Origin of the sequence: Bacillus sp. EB106-08-02-XG196 (genome assembly GCF_013396335.1) — a bacterium.
In the GTDB taxonomy this organism is placed as follows: Bacteria; Bacillota; Bacilli; order Bacillales; family Cytobacillaceae; genus Neobacillus.
This window is the reverse complement of the sequence record NZ_JABWSY010000013.1, coordinates 99,167-120,480: the sequence shown is the minus strand read 5'-3', so window position 1 is coordinate 120,480 and position 21,314 is coordinate 99,167. Positions and strand designations below refer to the sequence as shown.

The window sequence follows — 21,314 nt, the reverse complement described above, 5'->3', positions numbered from 1 at the left end:
CTAGTATGAGATAATTATAGTACAAAAAGTAATTATTCTCAATTTTAAAAAAAGTTTTATCAATTTCGGTAAATTGTCACATCGTTTTCTAATTAAACAGAAAATTGTGGGAAGAGGCTAAAAAGTGATAGAAATTATGTATAATAGAATTAGATATGCGAATGATTTTTCAGGTGGTGTAGGGATGGAACACAGAAAAACGTACAATGCTAAAGAATTAAAAACTCCCCATGGAAACTTAATTATCGAAGGTCCTATTTCCTCAGATAAACTTGCTGGCTATGAGTTTCATGAACATCTTACTGCTTTTCGTCCCCCAGAGCAGCAGCATAATGCGCTAGTTGGGATCGCGCAGCTTGAGGAGGGAAGAATTATTATCGCTAGGCATCACCATACCATTGTTGGTTATGTGACCTACCTTTTTCCAGATCCTCTTGAAAGATGGTCGGAAGACAAAATGGATAATTTAATTGAATTAGGTGCTATTGAGGTAATTCCTCAATTTAGAGGATGTGCGGTAGGGAAAAATCTCCTCATTGTTTCTATGATGGATGATGCCATGGAGGATTACTTAATTATTACGACGGAATATTATTGGCATTGGGATTTAAAAGGAACAGGTTTAAATGTTTGGGAGTATCGGAAAATCATGGAGAAAATGATGAATGCGGGCGGCCTCCAATGGTATGCAACGGATGACCCTGAGATATGTTCACACCCGGCAAATTGCCTTATGGCAAGAATTGGCAATAGGGTCGATGTAGAGACAATTCAACGGTTTGACCGGCTTCGTTTTATGAATCGATTTATGTATTGATACGAAATTTAGGTTGAGGGGGGCTTTTGGATGATAGTAGAGGAAATAATGAAAACGGAGATTGTTACGGTTACACCAACAGTTTCAATTGCTGAGACAATGAGATTAATGGAAACGAAAAAAATTCGCCATATTCCTGTTATTGATGGAGAACAACAACTTGTTGGTATTGTAACTTTATCTGATATTCGCGATGCTGCTCCATCTATATTCCGTGCTAACGAACATGTAGAGGACATGCAAAACCCTGTAGACACCATAATGAAAAAGGACGTCATCACAGGTCATCCGCTTGATTTTGTAGAGGAAATTGCAGCACTCTTTTATGAGCATAAAATTGGCTGCCTGCCGATTACAAACGGTAGAAAACTAGTTGGAATTGTGACAGAAACTGATTTACTCCGAACGTTAGTTGAGTTGACAGGTGCCCATCAACCAGGTTCTCAAATTGAAATTAGGGTTCCTAATCTTGCAGGAAAGCTTAGTGATATTACTAGTTTAATAAAGAATCGGAAAGCAAATATTTTAAGTGTACTCGTTTATCCTGATAAAAAGAATGACCAATACAAAATACTTGTCATCAGATTGCAAACGATGAATCCTACTTTGCTTATCCAGGATTTAAAACAATCTGGCTATGACGTACTGTGGCCAAATCTGCCAGGTGTTTCCCTATGACCGATCGATGTTCATTTGTATTTTCAGAAGAACAGTTAAAATATAAATTCAACAGTAATCATCCATTTAATCAGTTTCGGCTTAAACTTACTGTAGATTTATTACATAGATTAAATGTCCTGGATAATCATCAGGTAGTTCCTCCGAGAATGGCAACAGAGGAGGAACTTGCCCTTGTTCATGACCCTAGTTACATTGATGCTGTAAAGATGGCAGGGGATGGACAACTTTCACAGCATGTGGCTGAGAACTATGGGATAGGTACGGAGGATACTCCGATATTTCCTAATATGCATGAAGCTAGCGCTTTTTTAGTGGGAGGCACACTTACGGCTGTCGATCAAGTTATGACAGGACAGGCAGTTCATGCCCTTAACCTGGGAGGGGGATTGCATCATGGATTTCGCGGAAAAGCTTCTGGATTTTGTATTTATAATGATAGTTCAGTAGCCATTAAATATCTACAAAATAAATATAATGCAAGAGTTCTTTATGTTGATACCGATGCCCATCATGGAGACGGTGTACAATGGTCCTTTTACGACGATCCCGATGTCTGTACTTTATCCATACACGAAACGGGAAGATACTTGTTCCCTGGTACCGGTAATGTTAACGAGAGAGGCCAAGGAAAGGGATACGGTTATTCCTTCAATATTCCTTTAGATGCATTTACAGAGGATGAATCCTGGCTTCATGCTTATACTCAATCGCTCAAGGAAGTAGCTGAGTTTTTTAAACCAGATGTCATCCTAACTCAAAATGGGGCTGACTCCCATTATTATGACCCTTTAACCCATTTATCAGCGACGATGAAAATCTATCGTGAAATTCCTAAGCTTGCCCATGAAATTGCCCATCAATATTGCGGTGGTAAATGGATTGCAGTCGGCGGCGGGGGCTATGATATTTGGAGGGTCGTTCCAAGGGCTTGGGCACTTGTATGGATGGAAATGACTGAAAACTCAAACTGTTATGGAAGTTTACCACAGGACTGGCTGGATTATTGGCAAGAAAAAGCACCAGTAAATCTTCCTATTACCTGGGATGACCCAGAGGGTATGTATAAACCAATCCCTAGAAAAGCAGAAATAACAGAAAAGAATTTACTTACTCTTGAAAAAGCACTATATCCTATTAGAAGTAATAAAAAAAGCGAATCAAAAAAATAAAGGGCTTGGATTCATATCCAAGCTCCTTTATTTTGCTTTATTGAGGTGCAGGTACAGGTACAGGTACAGGTACAGGTGCAGGTGCAGGTGCAGGTGCAGGTGCAGGTGTAGGTGTAGGTGTACTAATAACACCAGCATCTACTTGATTCGATGGCGCGGATTCCTTCCCTGCGATATCTACAGCTGTTACATGGTATGAACCGTTAGAAGCTGTAAAGGAAAGACTGGAACCATTTTTGATGCTCGCGACCTTTTTTCCATTTTGATATACTCGATATCCAACAATATCATTATCACCTGGTGCGCTCCAAATTAAATTGTTACCGGAAAGTGATAGGGTCACGCCGTCTGGCGCTTTTCCATTATCTACAATTTTATCATTAGGAACAAGAATCTTACCCCAACGCTCCATCTTAGGAATTAGCTGGCTTGGATTGTTGAAATTCTTTCCAACCATTTGTGAAATAAAGTCAGGATTTAGGATAACCCCTTGCTCTGAAAATTCCGCTGGTGTTGAATCTAATGCAAGATACTTTTTATCACCAATTTGCACATAATTTCCTGCAATTAAGCTATCATCTCGCTTTGTCGGTACATTCTCTGCATTAAAGTAATCACTTACAACTAAACCTGCCTTTGAGCAGGCATCCGAAGGTAATAAACCTGAAACGGCGCAAAACGAGCGTTTTACAATTCCAGCTGGTACAGGAAATTGTACATTTGGGTTTATTAACTCTGGTTTAATATCATAAGCTGCATTTATTAATTCAGCCCATAGGTTGTTCGTTCTTGATGAGTAAGACTTATTTAATGATTTTGGCGTGTCATAGCCTGTCCAAATCCCAAATGATACGCTTGGATTGGTAGCAACAAACCAAGAGTCAATGAATTCGTTTCCTGTTCCTGTTTTACCTGCCCAATCTGCTCTAAACTTCAATTTACTATTTATAGCAGCTGCGGTACCGCCAGGTCCGATTACATCCCGCATCATATCAAGCGTTAAAAATGCCGTTTGTGGTTTAAATACATCGACAGGCTTCACTTCATGTTGATAGATGGTTTTACCGTTTTTATCGACGATTTTTTCAATCATGTAAGCATCAACAAATTTACCTTCATTTGCAAAAGTAGCAAACGCATTGGTATTTTCTTCAACGGTTACACCATTTTTCAATGACCCAATAGAGGTGGAGAGATTGGTATAATCCTCACTTCTTAGAGATGTAAAACCCATTTTTTCAAGATATTTTGCAGGCTGCTGGTCAATGATATCTTTGTAAAGTTTAACTGCAGGAACATTATAAGATTTTTTTAGTGCATGTCTTGCTGAGGTGATACCACTGTATCTTTTATCATAGTTGAGAGGCCAAGGTCTTGAAATGGAAGGCTCGAGCCTTAAAGCTACATCCGGTAAAGGCGTACCTGGTGATGCTTTCCCCAATTCAATGGCCGGTGCATAAACTAGTAAGGGCTTCATCGTCGAACCGTTTTGGCGGACAGCGCTAGTCGCATGATTAAGCTCCTGTTTATTATGGTCTCTTCCACCTACAAAACTGATGATTTTCCCTGTTTTATTCTCGATTAGCATAGCACCGACTTCAACCGGCTCCATGACAGTAATGGTTTCCCCAGTTTCTGGATCCTGCTTCTCTTCAGGTTTATCAGGTCCGTAGTTAGAGTAGTTATTCTTTACAACTTGAAAGACATCATAGATATCTTTGTTAATGGTTGTGTGAATTTCGTATCCATTTTGTCTTAAGTTTTGCTTGGCTAATGTTTGGTATTTATAATAAAGATTTTCATCTTCCTTTAAATCTTTTTCTTCATAACCTTCGTTTTTCGCCAATACATTCGTCAGTACGTCAACCGCACGCTTTTCAATTTCAAATGATAAGTATGGATATTTTTCAAGCGGGTTGACCCCTGCAGGAATAAAATCCTTTGTGATATCGTAGGATGAGGATTCCGCATATTGTTTTTCATCAATATGGCCGCCATCATACATTCTTTTTAGTACCGTTTTCATTCGGGAAAGCCCAGGTTCTAAATTATTTTTCACAGTACCCTCTCTTGTAAAAGGGGTATACCCAAAGGGGCTTTGTGGTAAACCTGCAATAAAGGCTGCTTGTGGAAGGGTCAATTCGCTGGCATTCTTTCCGAAGATTCCTTTTGCCGCTGCTTGAACACCGCCGATATTCTTACCGGATGAGTTTCTGCCAAAAGTTGAAACGTTTAAGTAAGCTTCTAGTATTTCTTTTTTGCTAAAAAATTTCTCTAATCGAAGGGCGAGCAAAATTTCATTTGCTTTTCTTGCGAATGAGACTTCGTTTGTTAAGATTTGGTTTTTAATTAATTGCTGTGTTAATGTACTACCGCCGGTTTGATTAGCAGAGTTGGTTACTTCTTGGAATAGTGCACGAAATACTGCTTTTGGCACAACTCCTTTGTGTTTATAAAAATACTCATCTTCTGTTGCAATTACTGCTTTTACCAGATAATCTGATACTTGGTCTATTTTCACTTCTTCCCGTTCAAGATCTGTACGCAGTTTTCCAAGATAGACATTTTCAGAAAAATATAAGTCCGATGTTTCCGTATAATTATAAATGTCTTTCTTCATACTGTCATAAGATCGAACAGGTTCGTCTTTTACAAGCGAGGCAAAATATCCTGCGCCCACACCACCTGCAAATGCTCCCCCAAGGATAACGACTGTCATTAGCAGTAGTAAAAGGTTCCAAAAGACCTGGTACGTTATACGTGCACTTTTTACTGTTTTTTTATGGGTAAACAAGTTGGTTATGGACTTTAATTTCTCTATCCACGCTTGAAATTTATCATTCATAGAATCACCTCTTTTAAAATCACATATATTATAGCATAATGACGATTGCAAAAATGACAAACTTCTACATTTTTCTGATATTACCAGTTCTTGTTTGACAGCAGGTATAAAATATGGTAAAAATTCTATAAGTTATAAAATTTCATAATCAAGCTATGAAGGGAATCTACTGTAGGTCTTCTATCCCTGTTTTAAGAGAGTCAGCGGCTGGTGAAAGCTGACACAAATAGAAGAGTGAATTACGTCCCAGAGCTTTCTCCGTGAAAAAGAAGTAGCGGGGAACGGTCTAAACCGTTAATTTTTACGAGTTGGAGGATTCATTCCTCAAGCCGGGTGGTACCGCGCGTATATGCGTCCCTGCATTTTTTGCAGGGGCGCTTTTTGTTTTATTTTTTTGATGTGCTGTGATAAAAAGTTCGCAAATCAACAGCCTAGTTTAACACAGCCTATTTATTAGAGAATTTGGAGGGAATATGCAAATGGATTTATTACAAGACTTAAAATGGCGCGGCCTCATCTACCAGCAGACAGATGAAGAGAGCCTTAAGGATTTAATTAGTAAGGAGAAAATCTCTCTATATTGTGGAGTAGACCCAACAGCAGACAGCATGCATATCGGACATATGGTGCCGTTTTTAACACTTAGAAGATTTCAGCAGCATGGACACCGTCCTGTTGTTCTAGTTGGCGGTGCAACAGGGCTTATCGGAGATCCAAGTGGCAAAAGTGAAGAACGTAATCTGCAAACCTTGGAAGCTGTACAGAAAAATGTTGAAGGGATTCAAAAGCAGCTAGCGGCTATTTTTAACTTTGATGGTGAAAATGGTGCTGTCATGGTGAATAACTATGATTGGGCTGGGTCGATGGATATTGTTACGTTCTTACGTGATATTGGTAAGCACATTGGCGTCAATTACATGCTGGCAAAGGATACAATTGCTTCACGACTTGATTCCGGGATCTCGTTTACCGAATTCACGTATACGATCCTTCAGGCTATGGACTTTAATCACCTTTACGAGAATTTCAATTGTAAATTACAAGTGGGGGGGAGTGACCAATGGGGCAATATTACTTCCGGACTTGAACTAATTCGTAAAATGCAGCCAGAAGGTTCGAAGGCATATGGAGTAACGATTCCTCTTGTTACAAAAGCGGACGGTACAAAATTTGGGAAAACAGAAGGTGGTGCCGTTTGGCTTGACGCTAAGAAAACGACCCCTTATGAGTTCTACCAATTCTGGATTAACACAGCAGATGCAGATGTAGTGAAATACTTGAAGTACTTTACTTTCTTGTCCCACGAAGAAATTGAAGCGTTAGAAAGGTCTGTAGAGGAAGAACCACATTTACGCAAAGCACAAAAGGCCTTGGCGGAGGAAATGACCCGTCTGATTCATGGTGAAGACTCCTTACAGCAGGCGATTAAAATTACGCAAGCATTATTCAGCGGCGATGTTCGCAGCCTGTCTGCATCAGAAATCGAGCAGGGTTTCAAAGACGTTCCATCCTTTAATGCAACTGAAGCAGATGCTAACTTGGTGGACTTATTAGTGGCAGCGAAAATTTCTCCATCCAAGCGCCAAGCACGAGAAGACATCACAAATGGTGCGGTGACAGTGAACGGGGAACGCATTACAGATACTTCCTATGTATTGCAGAACACTGATCGAATCGAAGGTCAGTTTACGATAATTAGAAGAGGGAAGAAGAAATACTCACTAATTAAATATTAATCAATAGCAAAACCGGTCTCATAGATATAATGAGGCTGGTTTTCTTTTATCCTAAAGAGGTTTTTTTTTGCAGTTTAGGTGCAAAAAATACAATGTTAGTGCCAAGAAATTTTGCATATTGACTTCACAAATAGTTAGCAAATAGGCGTTTTTAATATTGGCACAGTAATTGCATTGTATTAAGTGAAAAAAGGATTTGGAGAAATATGTAATATTATACATTTTTTACTTAGAAGCCAAGCCTTTTGGTTAATGATAATTCCTATTGAATTATATGAGTTTTCCTTTTAAAAAAATTAATACGTTCACAATCATCAAAGGGGGATTAACAATGAAAACAGGTACGGATCGTGTAAAAAGAGGCATGGCTGAAATGCAAAAGGGCGGCGTCATAATGGATGTTGTTAATGCTGAGCAAGCAAAAATAGCAGAGGAAGCAGGAGCAGTAGCTGTAATGGCATTGGAGCGCGTGCCTTCTGATATCCGTGCAGCTGGCGGGGTGGCAAGAATGGCAGATCCACGAATTACAGAAGAAGTTATGAAGGCTGTTTCCATTCCGGTTATGGCAAAAGCACGAATCGGACACATCGTTGAGGCCCGGGTTCTTGAAGCAATGGGCGTTGATTATATTGATGAGAGCGAAGTTTTAACACCGGCTGATGAAGAGTACCATCTAAATAAAAAAGTTTACACTGTTCCATTTGTTTGTGGTTGCCGTGATCTTGGCGAAGCAGGTCGCCGTATTGGTGAAGGTGCATCCATGCTTCGTACAAAAGGAGAGCCGGGAACTGGTAATATCGTAGAAGCAGTTCGTCATATCCGTAAGGTAAATGCACAGGTAAGTAAAGTCGTTTCAATGAGTGAAGATGAATTGATGACAGAGGCTAAGCTACTAGGAGCTCCGTATGAACTTCTACTTGAGATTAAGCGTCTTGGACGCCTGCCTGTTGTAAACTTTGCAGCTGGTGGAGTAGCAACACCTGCTGATGCTGCACTTATGATGCAGTTAGGTGCTGATGGAGTATTTGTTGGTTCCGGAATCTTCAAATCTGATAACCCAGCAAAATTCGCTAGAGCTATCGTGGAAGCAACAACCCACTACCAGGACTATCAACTAATTGCAGAGATTTCAAAAAATCTTGGAGTTGCAATGAAAGGTATTGAGATTTCAACTCTGTCTCCTGAAGCGCGTATGCAGGAACGTGGTTGGTAAGAATTTCAAATAATTAGTTGTAAGATCTTCATCGATAATGAAAGCGCTTTAACTTTTTTAAAAATTTAAAATATTCGCATTGACATTGTTTATTCTAACCCGTATACTCGTGTTAGAAAGGTGTTCAGTGGGTTTTTGAAGGGTGGATTAGGGCATGCAAACACTGGAAACGGTGATTGTTACAGGATATGCAAAAGCTCCACAGGGGACTTCCATGTATGAAATGTATAAGCATGCTGGAATTGTCCTCGAAGTGAATCTAAAGGATCATAAGATTATCGGCGCTGAATTCACATTCGTAACTGAACTAACAAAAAATTATTTTCAAAAACTGCTGATAGGCTACTGTCTTGAAGACGGTGTTGAGCAGCTGATTAAACGAATTCAAAGTTTTTATTTTGCTCCATCCCAGCAAGCAATCATTGTGGCTCTTCAAGCTGCAGTTCAACGTTACTGGGATAATGTGAAGCAAATGAATACATAACGTTTGGTTATAATAAAGTGGGAAGATGACCTCTTCCCATGGTCTTATTAAAACCGGGCAAACATGAACTCTGTGTAAGGAATGTTCGTTGAAACGACATTTTTTATAGAGATTTATGTTTTGCTCGGTTTTTTATTTTACCAAACGGTTAACACCCACAAAAGTCGATGGAGAGGCAGGGATAAAAAAACATGAGCAAGCTAATTACATGCGCAGAAGCCGTAAAAAAGGTTAAAAGCGGATCTCGAATAATGGTAGGTGGATTTGGTCTTATAGGAAGTCCACTTAGTTTAATTGCCGCTTTGGCTCTATCGGAAGTGATGGACTTAGAGATTATTAGTAATAACCTAGGTGAACCGGGCAGAGGTCTTGGAGTTTTAGTACGGCAAAAGCAAGTAAAAAAAGCAATAGGTTCGTATTTTACATCAAATCCAGAAGTGGTTAAAGCTCATCAGGATAAAGAAATAGAAGTGGAGCTTCTTCCACAAGGAACGATGTCTGAAGCCATTCGAGCGGGCGGCGCGGGATTAGGAGGGTTTTATACACCAGTCAGCGTAGGAACGAAAATCGCTGAAAACAAAGAAGAGCGTACCCTTAATGGTAAAAAGTATGTATTCCAAGAGCCTCTTAGAGCCAATTTTTCACTAATTAAAGCGAAAAAGGCAGATAAATTAGGAAATCTCATATACAACAAATCGGCAAGAAACTTTAATCCGATGATGGCAACAGCTGCGGATGTGGTTATTGCAGAGGTGGACGAGATTGTTGAGGTAGGCCAAATTTCTCCTGAGGAAATTGTGACTCCTCATTTATACGTTGATTATCTTGTTGTGAAGGGGGGGGACTAGTTTAAATATGAAACAATACATTGCACAAAGAGCAGCAAAGGAATTGAAGGATGGCGATATCGTCAATTTGGGGATAGGGATTCCAACACTAGTGGCTGATCATATTCCATCAGATGTTAACGTTTTTTTACACTCAGAAAACGGCATTCTTGGTGTAGGTCCTACGCCAGATCAAGAGCATATTGACCAAAATCTTGTCAATGCGGGGAAACTGCCTGTCACAGTTTTGGAAGGAGCAGCCTTTTTTGATAGCGCTTCCTCTTTTGCGATGATTCGCGGAGGGCATGTAAGCGTTTCAATCCTTGGCATGTTGCAAATTGATCAAGTTGGGCGGATTGCCAACTGGGCCGTCCCAGGAAAAAGTGTTCTAGGTGTAGGTGGGGCGATGGATTTATTGGAAGGCTCCAAAAAGGTCATCGTAACAACAATGCATACATCTAACCAAGGAGATTCAAAAATAGTCAAGGAATTAACTTATCCGGTCACATCGGAACGAAAAGTGGATTTAATTATTACCGATTTGGCGGTGTTCGCTGTAAAGGAAGATGGACTTCATCTTATTGAGCTGTCCCCTGGAGTTTCCCTTGAGGAAATTCAACAGAAAACGGACGCACCCTTCCAAATTGCTGAATCTTTCAATATAGGCAAAGAGGTGACCGTATAGTGGTTGTAATTGTAAATGCATTTCGGACGGCTATTGGAAGCTTCGGTGGATCACTGGCGGATACTCCCCCCGAAGTGCTTGTTTCCCTCATCATGAAAAATAATCTTTCTGCTTCGGGTTACGGTGCCAATATTATCGATGAAGTCATCGTTGGACAAACAAAGCAAAGTGCGCATGCTCCGAATATTGCAAGAGTCGCGGCATTACAGGCACATTTTCCCGAAACGATTCCTGCTTATACTGTTCATCGCCAGTGCGGTTCAGGCATGCAGGCTGTCATTAACGGAGCGATGTCCATTTTGACTGGTCAGGCTGACGTCGTTTTAGCAGGAGGCGTCGAACACATGTCACAAGCACCTCATTATACGGTTGGGACTCGATTTGGGAACAAGATGGGTGATATGACGCTGTATGATTCAAATACGGAGAGTCAGCCAAAATCACAGCCAGAGGAGATATACGGTCGTTTCACGATGGGCAATACAGCTGAGTGGCTGGCTGAAAAATATAACATAAGCCGCCGCGAACAAGATGAATTTGCTTTCAGGAGTCAGCAGAAAACGAAACGTGCAATTGAAAGGGGCCATTTTGAAGAAGAGATCATACCTGTACCGGTAAAGGAAGGAAAAAAGGGGATTAGACACTTTGCGATAGATGAATACCCAAGATTGACGGACATTGAAAAGTTAGGAACACTAAGTTCTGTGTTTCAAAAGGATGGTACGGTAACAGCTGGAAACTCATCCGGAAGAAATGATGGAGCTTCGATGCTGCTGTTGATGTCGGAAGAAAAAGCGTTACAGCTTGGAGTGGTCCCGATTGCAAGGATTCGTTCCTTTGCTGCAGCGGGTGTATCACCAAAAGAAATGGGTATCGGTCCGGTTCCTGCATCCCAGATTGCGTTGAAAAAAGCGGGTCTTCGTTTGGAAGATATCGATTTGATTGAATTAAATGAAGCATTCGCCGCTCAAAGCCTTGCTTGTTTAAGAGAATGGGACATAAATGGAGACAACGTGAATGTTAACGGTGGGGCGATTGCCTTAGGTCATCCACTTGGATGCTCCGGTGCAAGGATCGTCACTACATTATGTCATGAGCTTGAAAAACAAAAACGGCAATATGGCCTTGCGACGATTTGTGTGGCGGGTGGATTAGGAATGGCAATGGTGGTGGAAAGATGGACGGAATAAAAAAGGACTACGTGTTTCATCGTGATTTAAAAAAGGTGTATCCGATTATTACCCACGGTGCAGGGGTCTATCTTATAGATGAGAACGGGAAAAAATATCTGGATGCTTGCTCGGGAGCGGTTGCAGCTAACTTGGGACATGGGATTACTTCTATAGGAGAGGCCATGGCAGAACAAGCAAAAAAAGCAGCTTTCGTCCATACCATGCGTTTCGAGACGAAAGCGTTACATAAGCTGGCTGAAACAATTGGAAAAATGGCTCCAGACCATTTAAATAAAGTGTATTTTACAACCGGAGGCTCCGAAGCAAATGAAAGCGCTTTGAAGCTGGCGAGGCAATATCATCGGGACGCCGGCAGAACCCAAAAACACATTGTGATCGGGCGATGGCAATCGTATCACGGAAATACCATAGGTTCTTTATCCGCAGGGGGAGACGTTAAAAGAAGGCATGCATACACTCCTAATCTTTTAAACTATGCCCATGTCTATTCTCCATACTGCCATAGATGTCCATACGATCGTCAAAAAGATGATTGTCTCTCTAAACAAAACTGGACTTGTGTAAAGGATATTGAAAGAACCATTTTTGAGCTAGGTCCTGAGAATGTGTCGGCATTTATTGCTGAACCGATTGTTGGAAGCCAGCAAGGGGCTATTCCACCGCCACCGGGGTATTTTGAGAAAGTTCGAGAGCTGTGTGATCGTTACGAAATCGTCTTAATTATCGATGAAGTGATGACTGGCTTTGGCCGTACTGGTACTAATTTTGCGACAGAACAAATTGGAATCAAGCCTGATATTATCACATTCGGAAAAGGGGTATCAGCGGGATATGCCCCCCTCGCCGGAATGATCGTTCATGATCGGTTAATCGACGGACTCATTCAAAACAGTGACGGGAAATTCATTCACGGTTACACATATAGTGGGCATCCTGTTGCTGTTGCAGCCGGTATTGCAGCATTGGAAGTTTATGAGCGAGATATGGTGCTGGAAAACGTCAAAAAACAAGGTACCTACCTTGTCAAACGTCTAATGGAGCTAAAGCAAAAACATTCTTATATATCTGATGTTCGTGGCAGAGGGCTTTTAATAGGTATAGAGCTTGTGAAAGATTATGGACAGGACCTGTTGTTCGATCCATCCGAAAAAGCTGCAGAAAGATTGAATGGAATTGCGATGGACCTTGGTGCAGTTTTTTATCCTGGTTCTGGTTCAATTGACGGCACAAAGGGGGAGCACCTCATTATCAGCCCTCCTTTAAATGTTACGAGAACAGAAATTGATGAGATTGTAAGAATTTTAGATGATTCATTCGCAATATTCAAAGGTCAATTAAGAAAGGATGAGATTTATGAAATTACAAAATAAAACAGATGAGATTAAAGAAAAAGCACAAAAACATTTATCACCGGTTATGACAAGGGTAACAGAGCTTGTCATTGAAAAAGCGCATGGAGCCAAATTTTGGACGACAGACGGAAAGGAGTATATCGATTTCGTTTCTGGAGTGGCTGTCAACGCTGTCGGGCATACGAACGGGAAAATGGTGGAAGCCATTAAAAAGCAAGCTGAAGCCTTGATTCATCTTGGATTGAACTATGGTTATTACGAAACAGCAGCGAATTTGGCGGAAAAGCTTGCTCATATTACACCAGGAAATCTAGACACTGTCTTTTTCTCCAATTCGGGAGCGGAAGCTATTGATGGTGCACTCAAACTAGCGAAGGCGTCTACAGGAAGACCTGCGATCATTGCTTTTGAAGGATCGTTTCACGGGCGCACATTAGGAGCAACAGCGATTACGGCATCAAGCTCTAAATACCGTCGTTATTATGAACCGATTTTAGGTGAGGTGTATCACGTCCCATATCCGTATCCGAGCCAGCTGAAAAACATTAGAGAAGAAGAAGCTGAAGAGTATTGCTTGAATCAGCTTCAAAAATTGTTCGATTTACGTGTGGACCCTTCACGTGTAGCGGCCATCATCATTGAACCTGTAATGGGTGAAGGCGGCTATTATCCGGCACCGCCAAGCTTTTTGCAGGAGTTAAGAAAGATTACAGAGGAACACGGCATTCTGCTGATTTTTGACGAAGTACAAACAGGATTTGGCCGTACAGGCAAAATGTTTGCGGCAGAGCATGCGAATGTGACTCCTGATATTTTAGTATTGGCAAAAGCTCTCTCCGGCGGCATGCCTCTTGGTGCTATTGTAGCAAGTCGTGAGCTTCATGAAAAATGGCCGACTGCTGGTCATGGTTCGACATTTGGAGGAAATCCAATTTCTTGTGCTGCGGCATTGGCAAATATAGAGGTCATTGAGGAAGAGAAGTTAGTAGAACGCAGTGCTAAACTTGGTGCCGAGATTGTCGGCCGACTTCATAACTCTGTAGGACATTTACCAGGCATTGTTGAAGTTCGAGGAATCGGCATGATGATTGGTATCGAATTCGATTCGGAATCTGCTGCTTTCTTTGTGCCGAAAATTAAATCGAAAGCACTGGAAAATGGCTTGCTCATTATGAACTGTGGTGTAAGTGGTCAAACGATCCGATTAATGCTGCCTCTTAATATTCAAGAAGATGTGCTAGATATAGGATTAACGATTTTAGAAGATGTGATAACAGAAACTATATCCGAAAACTAATTTTGATTTCTCAGTATAGAACGAAAAAGGAGGTCAAGTTTATGTCTAGCCGAATCAAAACAGATATTCTTCAGGGAGATCTTTATATAAATAGAAAATGGGTAAGTGTCCCCGATCAGTCCTACTTTGAAAGCTTAAATCCGGCAACGGGGGAACTTGTCGGCATATGTGCGGCTGCCACAACAGAGCAAGTGGATGAGGCTGTCACAAAAGCGAATGAAGCGTATTCACAATGGAAGATCACCCCCATTCCAGAACGGGCGGCTTATTTAACGAAAGCAGCCCAATTGTTTGAAATGCGAAAAGAGGAACTTGCTAGTGTCATGACAATGGAGATGGGAAAAGTACTGCCAGAATCTTTAGGCGAAGTTGGAGTGGTCATCGCGACTGCTCAATATATGTCAGGTGAGGGACGACGCCTGTTTGGAGAAACGGTCCCGACCGGCTTCCCAGACCGGAACGTAAGAATGGTTCGTGAACCTCTTGGAGTTGCGGCGTGCATTACACCCTGGAACTTCCCAGTTGCGCTAGCTTCCTACAAAATTTTTTCAGCCCTGATTTCTGGTAATACCGTCGTATGGAAGCCTGCTTCAGAGGTTGCACTTTCGGCAAAGATATTTGTGGAAGTGTTAGATGAAGCCGGATTGCCAGCAGGGGTTGTGAACTTAATTACCGGTTCAGGAAGAACAGTTGGTCAAACACTCGCAGAGCATTCAGATGTTAAAATCATTTCGTTTACAGGCTCAACAGAAGTCGGACAAAAGCTGGCTGAAATGAGCAGTAAAACGTTAAAACGTATTTCATTGGAATTGGGTGGGAAAAATGCAGTGATCGTCTTAAAGGACGCGGACTTGGACAAGGCGGCAGACGGAATTGTAAAATCAGCGTTTACGACAACTGGTCAGCGCTGTACAGCAGCAAGTCGAGTAATCGTTGAACGTCCAATAAAGGAACTGCTCGTACAAAAAGTAGTTGAAATAACTAAGTCTATGAAAATAGGAAATGGACTTGAAGAAGGGAAACAAGTGGGCCCTCTCGTAAATGAAGAACAGCTTTATACAGTCGAAAAATATGTAAAAACAGCGATTGAAGAAGGCGGGAAAATTGTGTCAGGCGGGCAGCGTGTCAAAGAATTAGGAGGTTATTACTATGAGCCGACAATTATTGAGAATGTGAAACCGAATGATACTATTGCACAGGAAGAAATCTTTGGTCCTGTTCTTGCCATCATTGAAGTAGATTCATATGAGGAAGCCATGGAGGTAAATAACGGGACGATTTATGGGTTATCGACTTCCATTTATACTGAGAGCCTTCACTATGCAAACCGTGCTGCAAACGAAGCGGTAAGCGGACTTGTCTATATTAATAACGGAACATCCAATGCCGAGATGGGAGTGGCGTTTGGGGGGATGAAAATGTCCGGAAACGGTCACCGTGAAGTTTCCCATCATGTATTTGATGTCATGACCGAGTGGAAGTCAATTTATACGAACTATTAATTGACGGACAATATCTATTATTAGGTGGGAGAACATGAGAAAAAATCGTATCGGTATTGCATTCTTTTACCATGAATCCCACAGTTTCAGCCCGATGAAAACTGAAATCCAGCAGTTTCGAAATGAAGGTTACTTTATCGGCGATGAAATTTATGATACCTATAATGGTACAAAAACGGAAGTGGGCGGGTTTTTGGATGTATTGAAACAAGAAAGGGATGTAGTAATCGTACCGCTGCTTTGTGCGGCTGCGATTCCCTCGGGAGTGGTATCAACAGAGGCGTACTCCATCATCGAAAAAAAAATGCTGGAGTCCATCCAGCAGGCGGGAAGGCTCGACGGATTATTGCTGGCACTGCATGGGGCAATGGTTGTGGAGGACCTCTTTGACCCGGAAGAGCATTTACTCGGGAAAATTCGTGAGCTGATCGGACCGAATGTCCCGATTGCGACAACACTGGATATGCATGCCAATGTAAGTGAAAAAATGGTTCATTACACACCACTTCATTTTGGATTTAAAACCTATCCACATGTTGATATGTATGAACAAGGAGTCCATGCGGCAATGGCTTTATTGAAGCAATTAAAGGAAGATGTACATTATTATGCTTCTTTTGAAAAATTACCGATGATGCCTCCCTCTATCAATATGAGAACGGCAGAAGGGCCGATGCACAAAATGATAGAGTGGGCGAAACAGGCCGAAGAGGAAGAAGGAATTTATAATGTTTCCGTTTTTGGCGGCTTTCCGTACTCGGATATTCCCATGGTCGGTGCCAGTGTACTTGTGGTTTCACTCGATCCACAAAAAGGAAAAGAGACTGCCCAAAAGATGGCATCCTTGTTCTGGAGTGTCAGAGAAGAATTTATCACGGAATTGCCAAGTGTAAAAGAAGGGCTCGATTTGGCGGTGTTGATTGAAGATGACAAACCGGTCGTGCTGGCTGACATCTCGGATAATCCCTTAAGCTGCGGGAGCGGGGATACAACAGAGCTGCTTCGGGAGATGGTGAAGATGAACATTTCTGACACACTGTTTGGAGGACTCTACGATCCAGAATCCCTCGAGGCTTGCCGCAAAAAAGGGGTCGGAAATAAGGTATTGTTGTCCCTAGGAGGGAAAGTATCGCCTGAATTTGGGGAGCCCGTTCAGGTCGAAGCAACGGTCGTGGCCTTATCAGACGGTGTATTTCACAATTCTGGGCCGTTCAATCAGCATTTAAGAGTCGATTTAAAAGGAGCGGCACACATTTGTGTTGGCAAGATGGATATACTCCTCATTGGAAGGCCGATGTCAGCGAATGATCCGGAAATGTTTCGTCATATTGGCCTTGAGCCGCAGGCAAAGAGAATTCTTGGGTTAAAGGCTAAAAATCATTTTCGGGCTGCGTTTGAGCCGATTGTTGGCCGTATCATTTATGTGGATGCACCTGGTGTTGCCTCCAACCGTTTAACAACTTTTACGTATCGATACATTCCTAAGCCAATTTGGCCGCTGGATGATATCCAATATGAAGTAGAACAGGGGGGGACGGAAAAATGGAAACATTGAACAAAACCTATTATGTCGAAGTACCAGCTTCATTGAATCCAGAACAACTGAAAATGATGATGGAGCTTGAGCAAGATGCATTTCCAGGATTAGGAGCAGTAGATGAACAAGCCCTTGTCCCGCTCACACGCTACGGGAAACTTATTCAATACCGGCAGCAAAATGATCCAAGGCCGATTGCGATTTGCGAATTGATGAGAGCTTACAATGATATTCATAAAGCCTACATTTTTGGGTTTTATGTCCGCTCCGACCAGCAAGGGAAAGGAATAGGAAAATTATTCTTTGAGGAAATTTATCCGATTTTAAAACAAGATGGATTTCATAAGGTTTGCTTAACCGTCAGCGTTGAAAATAAGGCAGCAGTTAAGTTATATGAAAAATTGGGATTTACCATTAAAGAGACGAGATTCGATGAATTTGGAGAAGGGGAAAATCGCTATTATATGGAATGCCTCATTTCTTAATACAGTAATGATAGAGGAGAATTTATTCAAAAATGATTTGAAAAATAGGATAGTTTTAGGAGGAGTTTATGATGAAAAACAATTTATTCAAACCAAAAAGGCATTGGAAAGAAATCGAGCTATGGAAGGATGTAACGGAGGAGCAATGGAATGATTGGGTTTGGCAGCTGACGAATACAATCAAAAGTTTAGAGGACTTAAAGAAAGTTGTTAACTTAACACCTGATGAAGAAGAAGGTGTTAAAATTGCAACAAAAACAATCCCATTAAACATCACCCCTTATTATGCATCGCTTATGGATCAAGATGATCCAAGATGTCCGGTTCGTATGCAGTCAGTTCCAATTGGCCAGGAATTGCATAAAACAAGATATGATTTAGAGGATCCCCTGCATGAAGATGAAGATTCGCCGGTACCTGGGTTAACGCATCGTTATCCCGATCGCGTGTTGTTCCTAGTAACAAACCAATGCTCCATGTACTGCCGTTACTGCACGAGAAGACGCTTCTCCGGACAAATCGGAATGGGCGTACCAAAGAAACAGTTAGACACAGCGATTAATTATATCGCATCTAACCCACAAATTCGAGATGTGTTAATTTCTGGAGGAGACGGGCTCCTTATTAATGACAATATTTTAGAATATATTTTAAAGAATTTACGTGAGATTCCGCATGTAGAAATAATCCGTATCGGTACAAGGGCACCTGTTGTGTTCCCGCAGCGAATTACAGAAAATCTTTGTAATATCTTGAAAAAGTATCATCCAGTGTGGTTGAATACACATTTCAATACATCTATTGAAATTACGGAAGAATCGAAGCGTGCATGTGAAATGCTTGCAAATGTTGGGGTACCGCTTGGTAACCAATCGGTTATTTTAGCAGGCATTAACGATAGTGTGCCGATTATGAAACAACTAATGCATGACCTTGTTAAAATTCGCGTTCGTCCATATTACATTTACCAATGCGATTTATCAGAAGGGATTGGACATTTCCGTGCACCAATTAGCAAAGGATTGGAAATTATGGAAGGACTCCGCGGCCATACATCGGGTTACGCCGTTCCTACATTTATTGTTGATGCCCCGGGTGGAGGGGGTAAAATTCCATTGCAGCCGAACTATATCATTTCTCAAAGTTCTAATAAAGTAGTATTACGTAATTTTGAAGGTGTCATTACATCTTATCCGGAGCCAGAAAATTATCAGTCAGGCAGTGCAGAGAATTACTACAAAAAAGTATATCCTGAGGTGTTTGAAAAGTTTGAAAGTAATGGAGTTCTATCCATTATTGATGACACGAAATTTAACCTTACACCAGAAGGCTTGAACCGTTTAGATCGTCGCAAAACATATAAGGAAAATCCTGAGCATAGCTCTTTAAAGGATAAACGTGACAAACGTGATGAGTTAAAGGAGAAGAAATTCCAATCACAACTAAGTAAGTTTGAGACAGTTGGAGCGAGGGAGGAGTAGTTATGATTTGTCAATGGTGCGAATCTGACACAGCGCGTGAAACAAGCAACACGGTATATTGGGAACTTCCAGATGGTACACAAGCGATTGAAATTCGGGACACACCCTCCGTTCATTGCTTGGAATGCGGAATGACCTATCAAACAGATAATACGGTGAAAGAAATTGAGGATCATCTATTTTTAATTGATTGCTCAAAGCTCGGAAAAAGTATGAACTACGACACCCTAATGGCTGCTCCGCGCTTATTGAAGCGAAACTACTTTGATTTTTCGAAATAAATAGCGAGCCGTCTCCCATTTTTCGATAATTACCTGCAATGAACTTCTATTCCTATGGACAATTTATCCCTATCACTTCAAAAAGGGATAAATTGTCCTAAACAATCTACAATGATAAATTCCTTATAGTTAGATAGATACTTATAGTTCAAAATTGAAGGGAGACAATGCATGGAAGCAATCAAAAGCTATACTAACAACGAAAAAAATCAGAATAATCAGAATGACAACAGGAGTAAAGAGCAAATTAAACGCAATCTAAAAGCACGTCACTTGACGATGATTGCTATTGGCGGATCAATTGGGACAGGATTGTTTTTAGCGACAGGGGCGTCCATTCAAACAGCTGGACCCGGTGGGGCGCTAATAGCTTATGGAGCTATCGGCATCATGGTCTACTTTTTGATGACAAGTCTCGGGGAAATGGCTACCTTAATGCCGGTTTCAGGATCGTTTTCAACCTATGCCAACCGTTTTGTCGATCCGGCATTTGGTTTTGCGCTTGGGTGGAATTATTGGTTTAACTGGGCTGTTACATTGGCCGTTGAAATCGTTGCATCAGCTATTATTATGAAGTTCTGGTTTCCGGATGTACCGAGTATCTTATGGAGCGCACTGTTTTTAGGACTAATCTTCTTATTGAATGCATTGTCGGTTAAAAGTTACGGTGAGTCGGAGTATTGGTTTGCCTTAATAAAAGTAGTGACAATCATCGTTTTCATTGGAGTAGGTTTGCTCACCATTTTCGGTATTCTGGGCGGACAGTTTATCGGGTTTAAGAACTTTACTATAGGAGATGCCCCGATTAGTGGCGGCATTTTGTCCATCTTTAGTATTTTTTTCATCGCAGGTTTTTCTTTTCAAGGAACGGAACTCGTGGGGATTGCTGCAGGAGAAAGTGAAGAGCCTGAGAAAAACGTGCCAAAGGCGATTCGACAAGTATTTTGGCGTATTCTTCTATTTTATATCGCTGCCATTGCTGTCATTGGCCTTATTATACCTTATACCAGCCCTGATCTGTTAGGCGTGGATGTCGACAACATTGCTGTCAGCCCTTTCACCCTTGTATTTGAGAAAGTGGGTATTGCGTTTGCGGCATCTGTGATGAATGCAGTCATTTTAACATCGGTCTTATCAGCGGGAACGTCAGGTTTATATGCATCGACACGTATGCTTTGGTCCATGGCAAGGGATGGACAGGCACCTAAATTTTTACAAAATGTAAATAAACGCGGGATTCCGATGAATGCCCTTGTCGCAACGACAATTATCGGAGGTATGGCCTTTTTAACGTCCATTTTTGGAGATCAAGTGTATACATGGTTATTAAATGCGTCAGGCTTAACTGGATTTATTGCATGGCTAGGAATTGCAGTCAGCCACTACCGTTTTAGAAAAGCATATATGGCCCAGGGGAGGGACATAAATGATTTGAAATATAAAGCGAAATGGTTCCCTCTCGGTCCGATTCTCGCTTTTGCGATGTGTGTTATTGTCATTCTCGGCCAAAATTATCAAGCTTTTTTAACTAGTGAAATTGATTGGTATGGAGTAGCTGTGTCCTATATTGGTTTACCGATCTTTTTGGTATTATGGCTCGGGTATAAACTTGTTCATAAAACGAAGGTCGTTCCACTAAAAGAATGTACTTTTGAAGAGATGTCATCTAAATAGAGATATCGTTATGCTCGTCCAATCGTTCAAGAATGTTTATGAAATGCATATCCAT

The 21,314-nt window shown here is 41.3% G+C and carries 18 protein-coding genes and 1 other annotated feature; of the genes, 17 read left to right on the top strand and 1 reads right to left on the bottom strand.

Going from position 1 to position 21,314, the window contains the following annotated elements; all coding sequences use genetic code 11:
- Positions 1-184: 184 nt before the first annotated feature.
- The 3 genes from MLOOGBEN_RS20185 to MLOOGBEN_RS20175 are packed head-to-tail and all read left to right on the top strand — an operon-like array spanning position 185 to position 2,667.
- On the top strand, positions 185-817 hold the full coding sequence (locus tag MLOOGBEN_RS20185) for a GNAT family N-acetyltransferase (protein ID WP_179160074.1): 633 nt from the start codon (positions 185-187) through the stop codon (positions 815-817).
- A 30-nt stretch (positions 818-847) separates the two neighbouring features.
- Entirely contained in the window at positions 848-1,495 is a 648-nt protein-coding gene (locus MLOOGBEN_RS20180; RefSeq protein WP_179160073.1) for an acetoin utilization AcuB family protein, read from the top strand.
- Positions 1,492-2,667 carry an acetoin utilization protein AcuC gene (locus tag MLOOGBEN_RS20175; RefSeq protein WP_179160072.1) on the top strand — a complete coding sequence of 392 codons (1,176 nt, stop codon included), beginning with the start codon at positions 1,492-1,494 and terminating at the stop codon, positions 2,665-2,667. Before MLOOGBEN_RS20180 ends, MLOOGBEN_RS20175 begins: the two co-directional genes overlap by 4 nt.
- 37 nt (positions 2,668-2,704) lie before the next feature.
- Here the strand turns inward: MLOOGBEN_RS20175 and MLOOGBEN_RS20170 are convergent, their stop codons facing one another.
- Complete coding sequence (locus MLOOGBEN_RS20170) at positions 2,705-5,512, bottom strand: transglycosylase domain-containing protein (protein WP_179160071.1); 2,808 nt, start codon at positions 5,510-5,512, stop codon at positions 2,705-2,707.
- A gap of 146 nt (positions 5,513-5,658) precedes the next feature.
- Positions 5,659-5,874 (top strand) — a binding site (T-box leader).
- A 117-nt stretch (positions 5,875-5,991) separates the two neighbouring features.
- On the opposite strand from MLOOGBEN_RS20170, the gene tyrS reads away from it, so the two are divergent.
- The 14 genes from tyrS (at position 5,992) to MLOOGBEN_RS20100 (ending at position 21,259) form a co-directional block, all read left to right on the top strand.
- The gene (gene tyrS / locus MLOOGBEN_RS20165; RefSeq protein ID WP_179160070.1) at positions 5,992-7,248 is read left to right on the top strand and encodes a tyrosine--tRNA ligase; all 1,257 of its coding nucleotides are present in this window, start codon (positions 5,992-5,994) and stop codon (positions 7,246-7,248) included.
- 331 nt (positions 7,249-7,579) lie between these two features.
- Positions 7,580-8,461 (top strand): pyridoxal 5'-phosphate synthase lyase subunit PdxS, encoded by an 882-nt coding sequence (pdxS, locus tag MLOOGBEN_RS20160; RefSeq protein WP_179160069.1) that lies wholly within the window; start codon positions 7,580-7,582, stop codon positions 8,459-8,461.
- Positions 8,462-8,615: 154 nt separating this feature from the next.
- Positions 8,616-8,945 carry a DUF3870 domain-containing protein gene (locus tag MLOOGBEN_RS20155; protein ID WP_168242528.1) on the top strand — a complete coding sequence of 110 codons (330 nt, stop codon included), beginning with the start codon at positions 8,616-8,618 and terminating at the stop codon, positions 8,943-8,945.
- 191 nt (positions 8,946-9,136) lie between these two features.
- Positions 9,137-9,793 carry a CoA transferase subunit A gene (locus tag MLOOGBEN_RS20150; protein WP_179160068.1) on the top strand — a complete coding sequence of 219 codons (657 nt, stop codon included), beginning with the start codon at positions 9,137-9,139 and terminating at the stop codon, positions 9,791-9,793.
- Positions 9,794-9,800: 7 nt separating this feature from the next.
- Positions 9,801-10,457 (top strand): 3-oxoacid CoA-transferase subunit B, encoded by a 657-nt coding sequence (locus MLOOGBEN_RS20145; RefSeq protein ID WP_179160067.1) that lies wholly within the window; start codon positions 9,801-9,803, stop codon positions 10,455-10,457.
- Entirely contained in the window at positions 10,457-11,647 is a 1,191-nt protein-coding gene (locus MLOOGBEN_RS20140) for a thiolase family protein (RefSeq protein ID WP_179160066.1), read from the top strand. Before MLOOGBEN_RS20145 ends, MLOOGBEN_RS20140 begins: the two co-directional genes overlap by 1 nt.
- On the top strand, positions 11,635-13,020 hold the full coding sequence (locus MLOOGBEN_RS20135) for an aminotransferase family protein (protein ID WP_179160065.1): 1,386 nt from the start codon (positions 11,635-11,637) through the stop codon (positions 13,018-13,020). The genes MLOOGBEN_RS20140 and MLOOGBEN_RS20135 overlap by 13 nt, the downstream gene beginning before the upstream one ends.
- A complete protein-coding gene (locus MLOOGBEN_RS20130; protein WP_179160064.1) occupies positions 13,004-14,299 on the top strand; it encodes an aspartate aminotransferase family protein in 1,296 nt (431 codons plus the stop codon). Before MLOOGBEN_RS20135 ends, MLOOGBEN_RS20130 begins: the two co-directional genes overlap by 17 nt.
- Positions 14,300-14,340: 41 nt before the next feature.
- Positions 14,341-15,801, top strand: coding sequence for an aldehyde dehydrogenase family protein (locus MLOOGBEN_RS20125; protein WP_179160063.1), 1,461 nt, complete (start codon positions 14,341-14,343; stop codon positions 15,799-15,801).
- A gap of 34 nt (positions 15,802-15,835) precedes the next feature.
- A complete protein-coding gene (locus MLOOGBEN_RS20120; protein ID WP_179160062.1) occupies positions 15,836-17,356 on the top strand; it encodes a M81 family metallopeptidase in 1,521 nt (506 codons plus the stop codon).
- Positions 17,344-17,823, top strand: a complete 480-nt coding sequence (locus MLOOGBEN_RS20115) for a GNAT family N-acetyltransferase (protein WP_179160061.1) — start codon at positions 17,344-17,346, stop codon at positions 17,821-17,823. Before MLOOGBEN_RS20120 ends, MLOOGBEN_RS20115 begins: the two co-directional genes overlap by 13 nt.
- Before the next feature lie 71 nt (positions 17,824-17,894).
- Entirely contained in the window at positions 17,895-19,304 is a 1,410-nt protein-coding gene (gene kamA / locus MLOOGBEN_RS20110) for a lysine 2,3-aminomutase (RefSeq protein WP_179160060.1), read from the top strand.
- Positions 19,305-19,306: 2 nt separating this feature from the next.
- Positions 19,307-19,585, top strand: a complete 279-nt coding sequence (locus tag MLOOGBEN_RS20105) for a YokU family protein (protein WP_179160059.1) — start codon at positions 19,307-19,309, stop codon at positions 19,583-19,585.
- A 171-nt stretch (positions 19,586-19,756) separates the two neighbouring features.
- Positions 19,757-21,259 carry an amino acid permease gene (locus MLOOGBEN_RS20100; protein WP_179160058.1) on the top strand — a complete coding sequence of 501 codons (1,503 nt, stop codon included), beginning with the start codon at positions 19,757-19,759 and terminating at the stop codon, positions 21,257-21,259.
- The last annotated feature ends 55 nt before the right edge of the window (positions 21,260-21,314 follow it).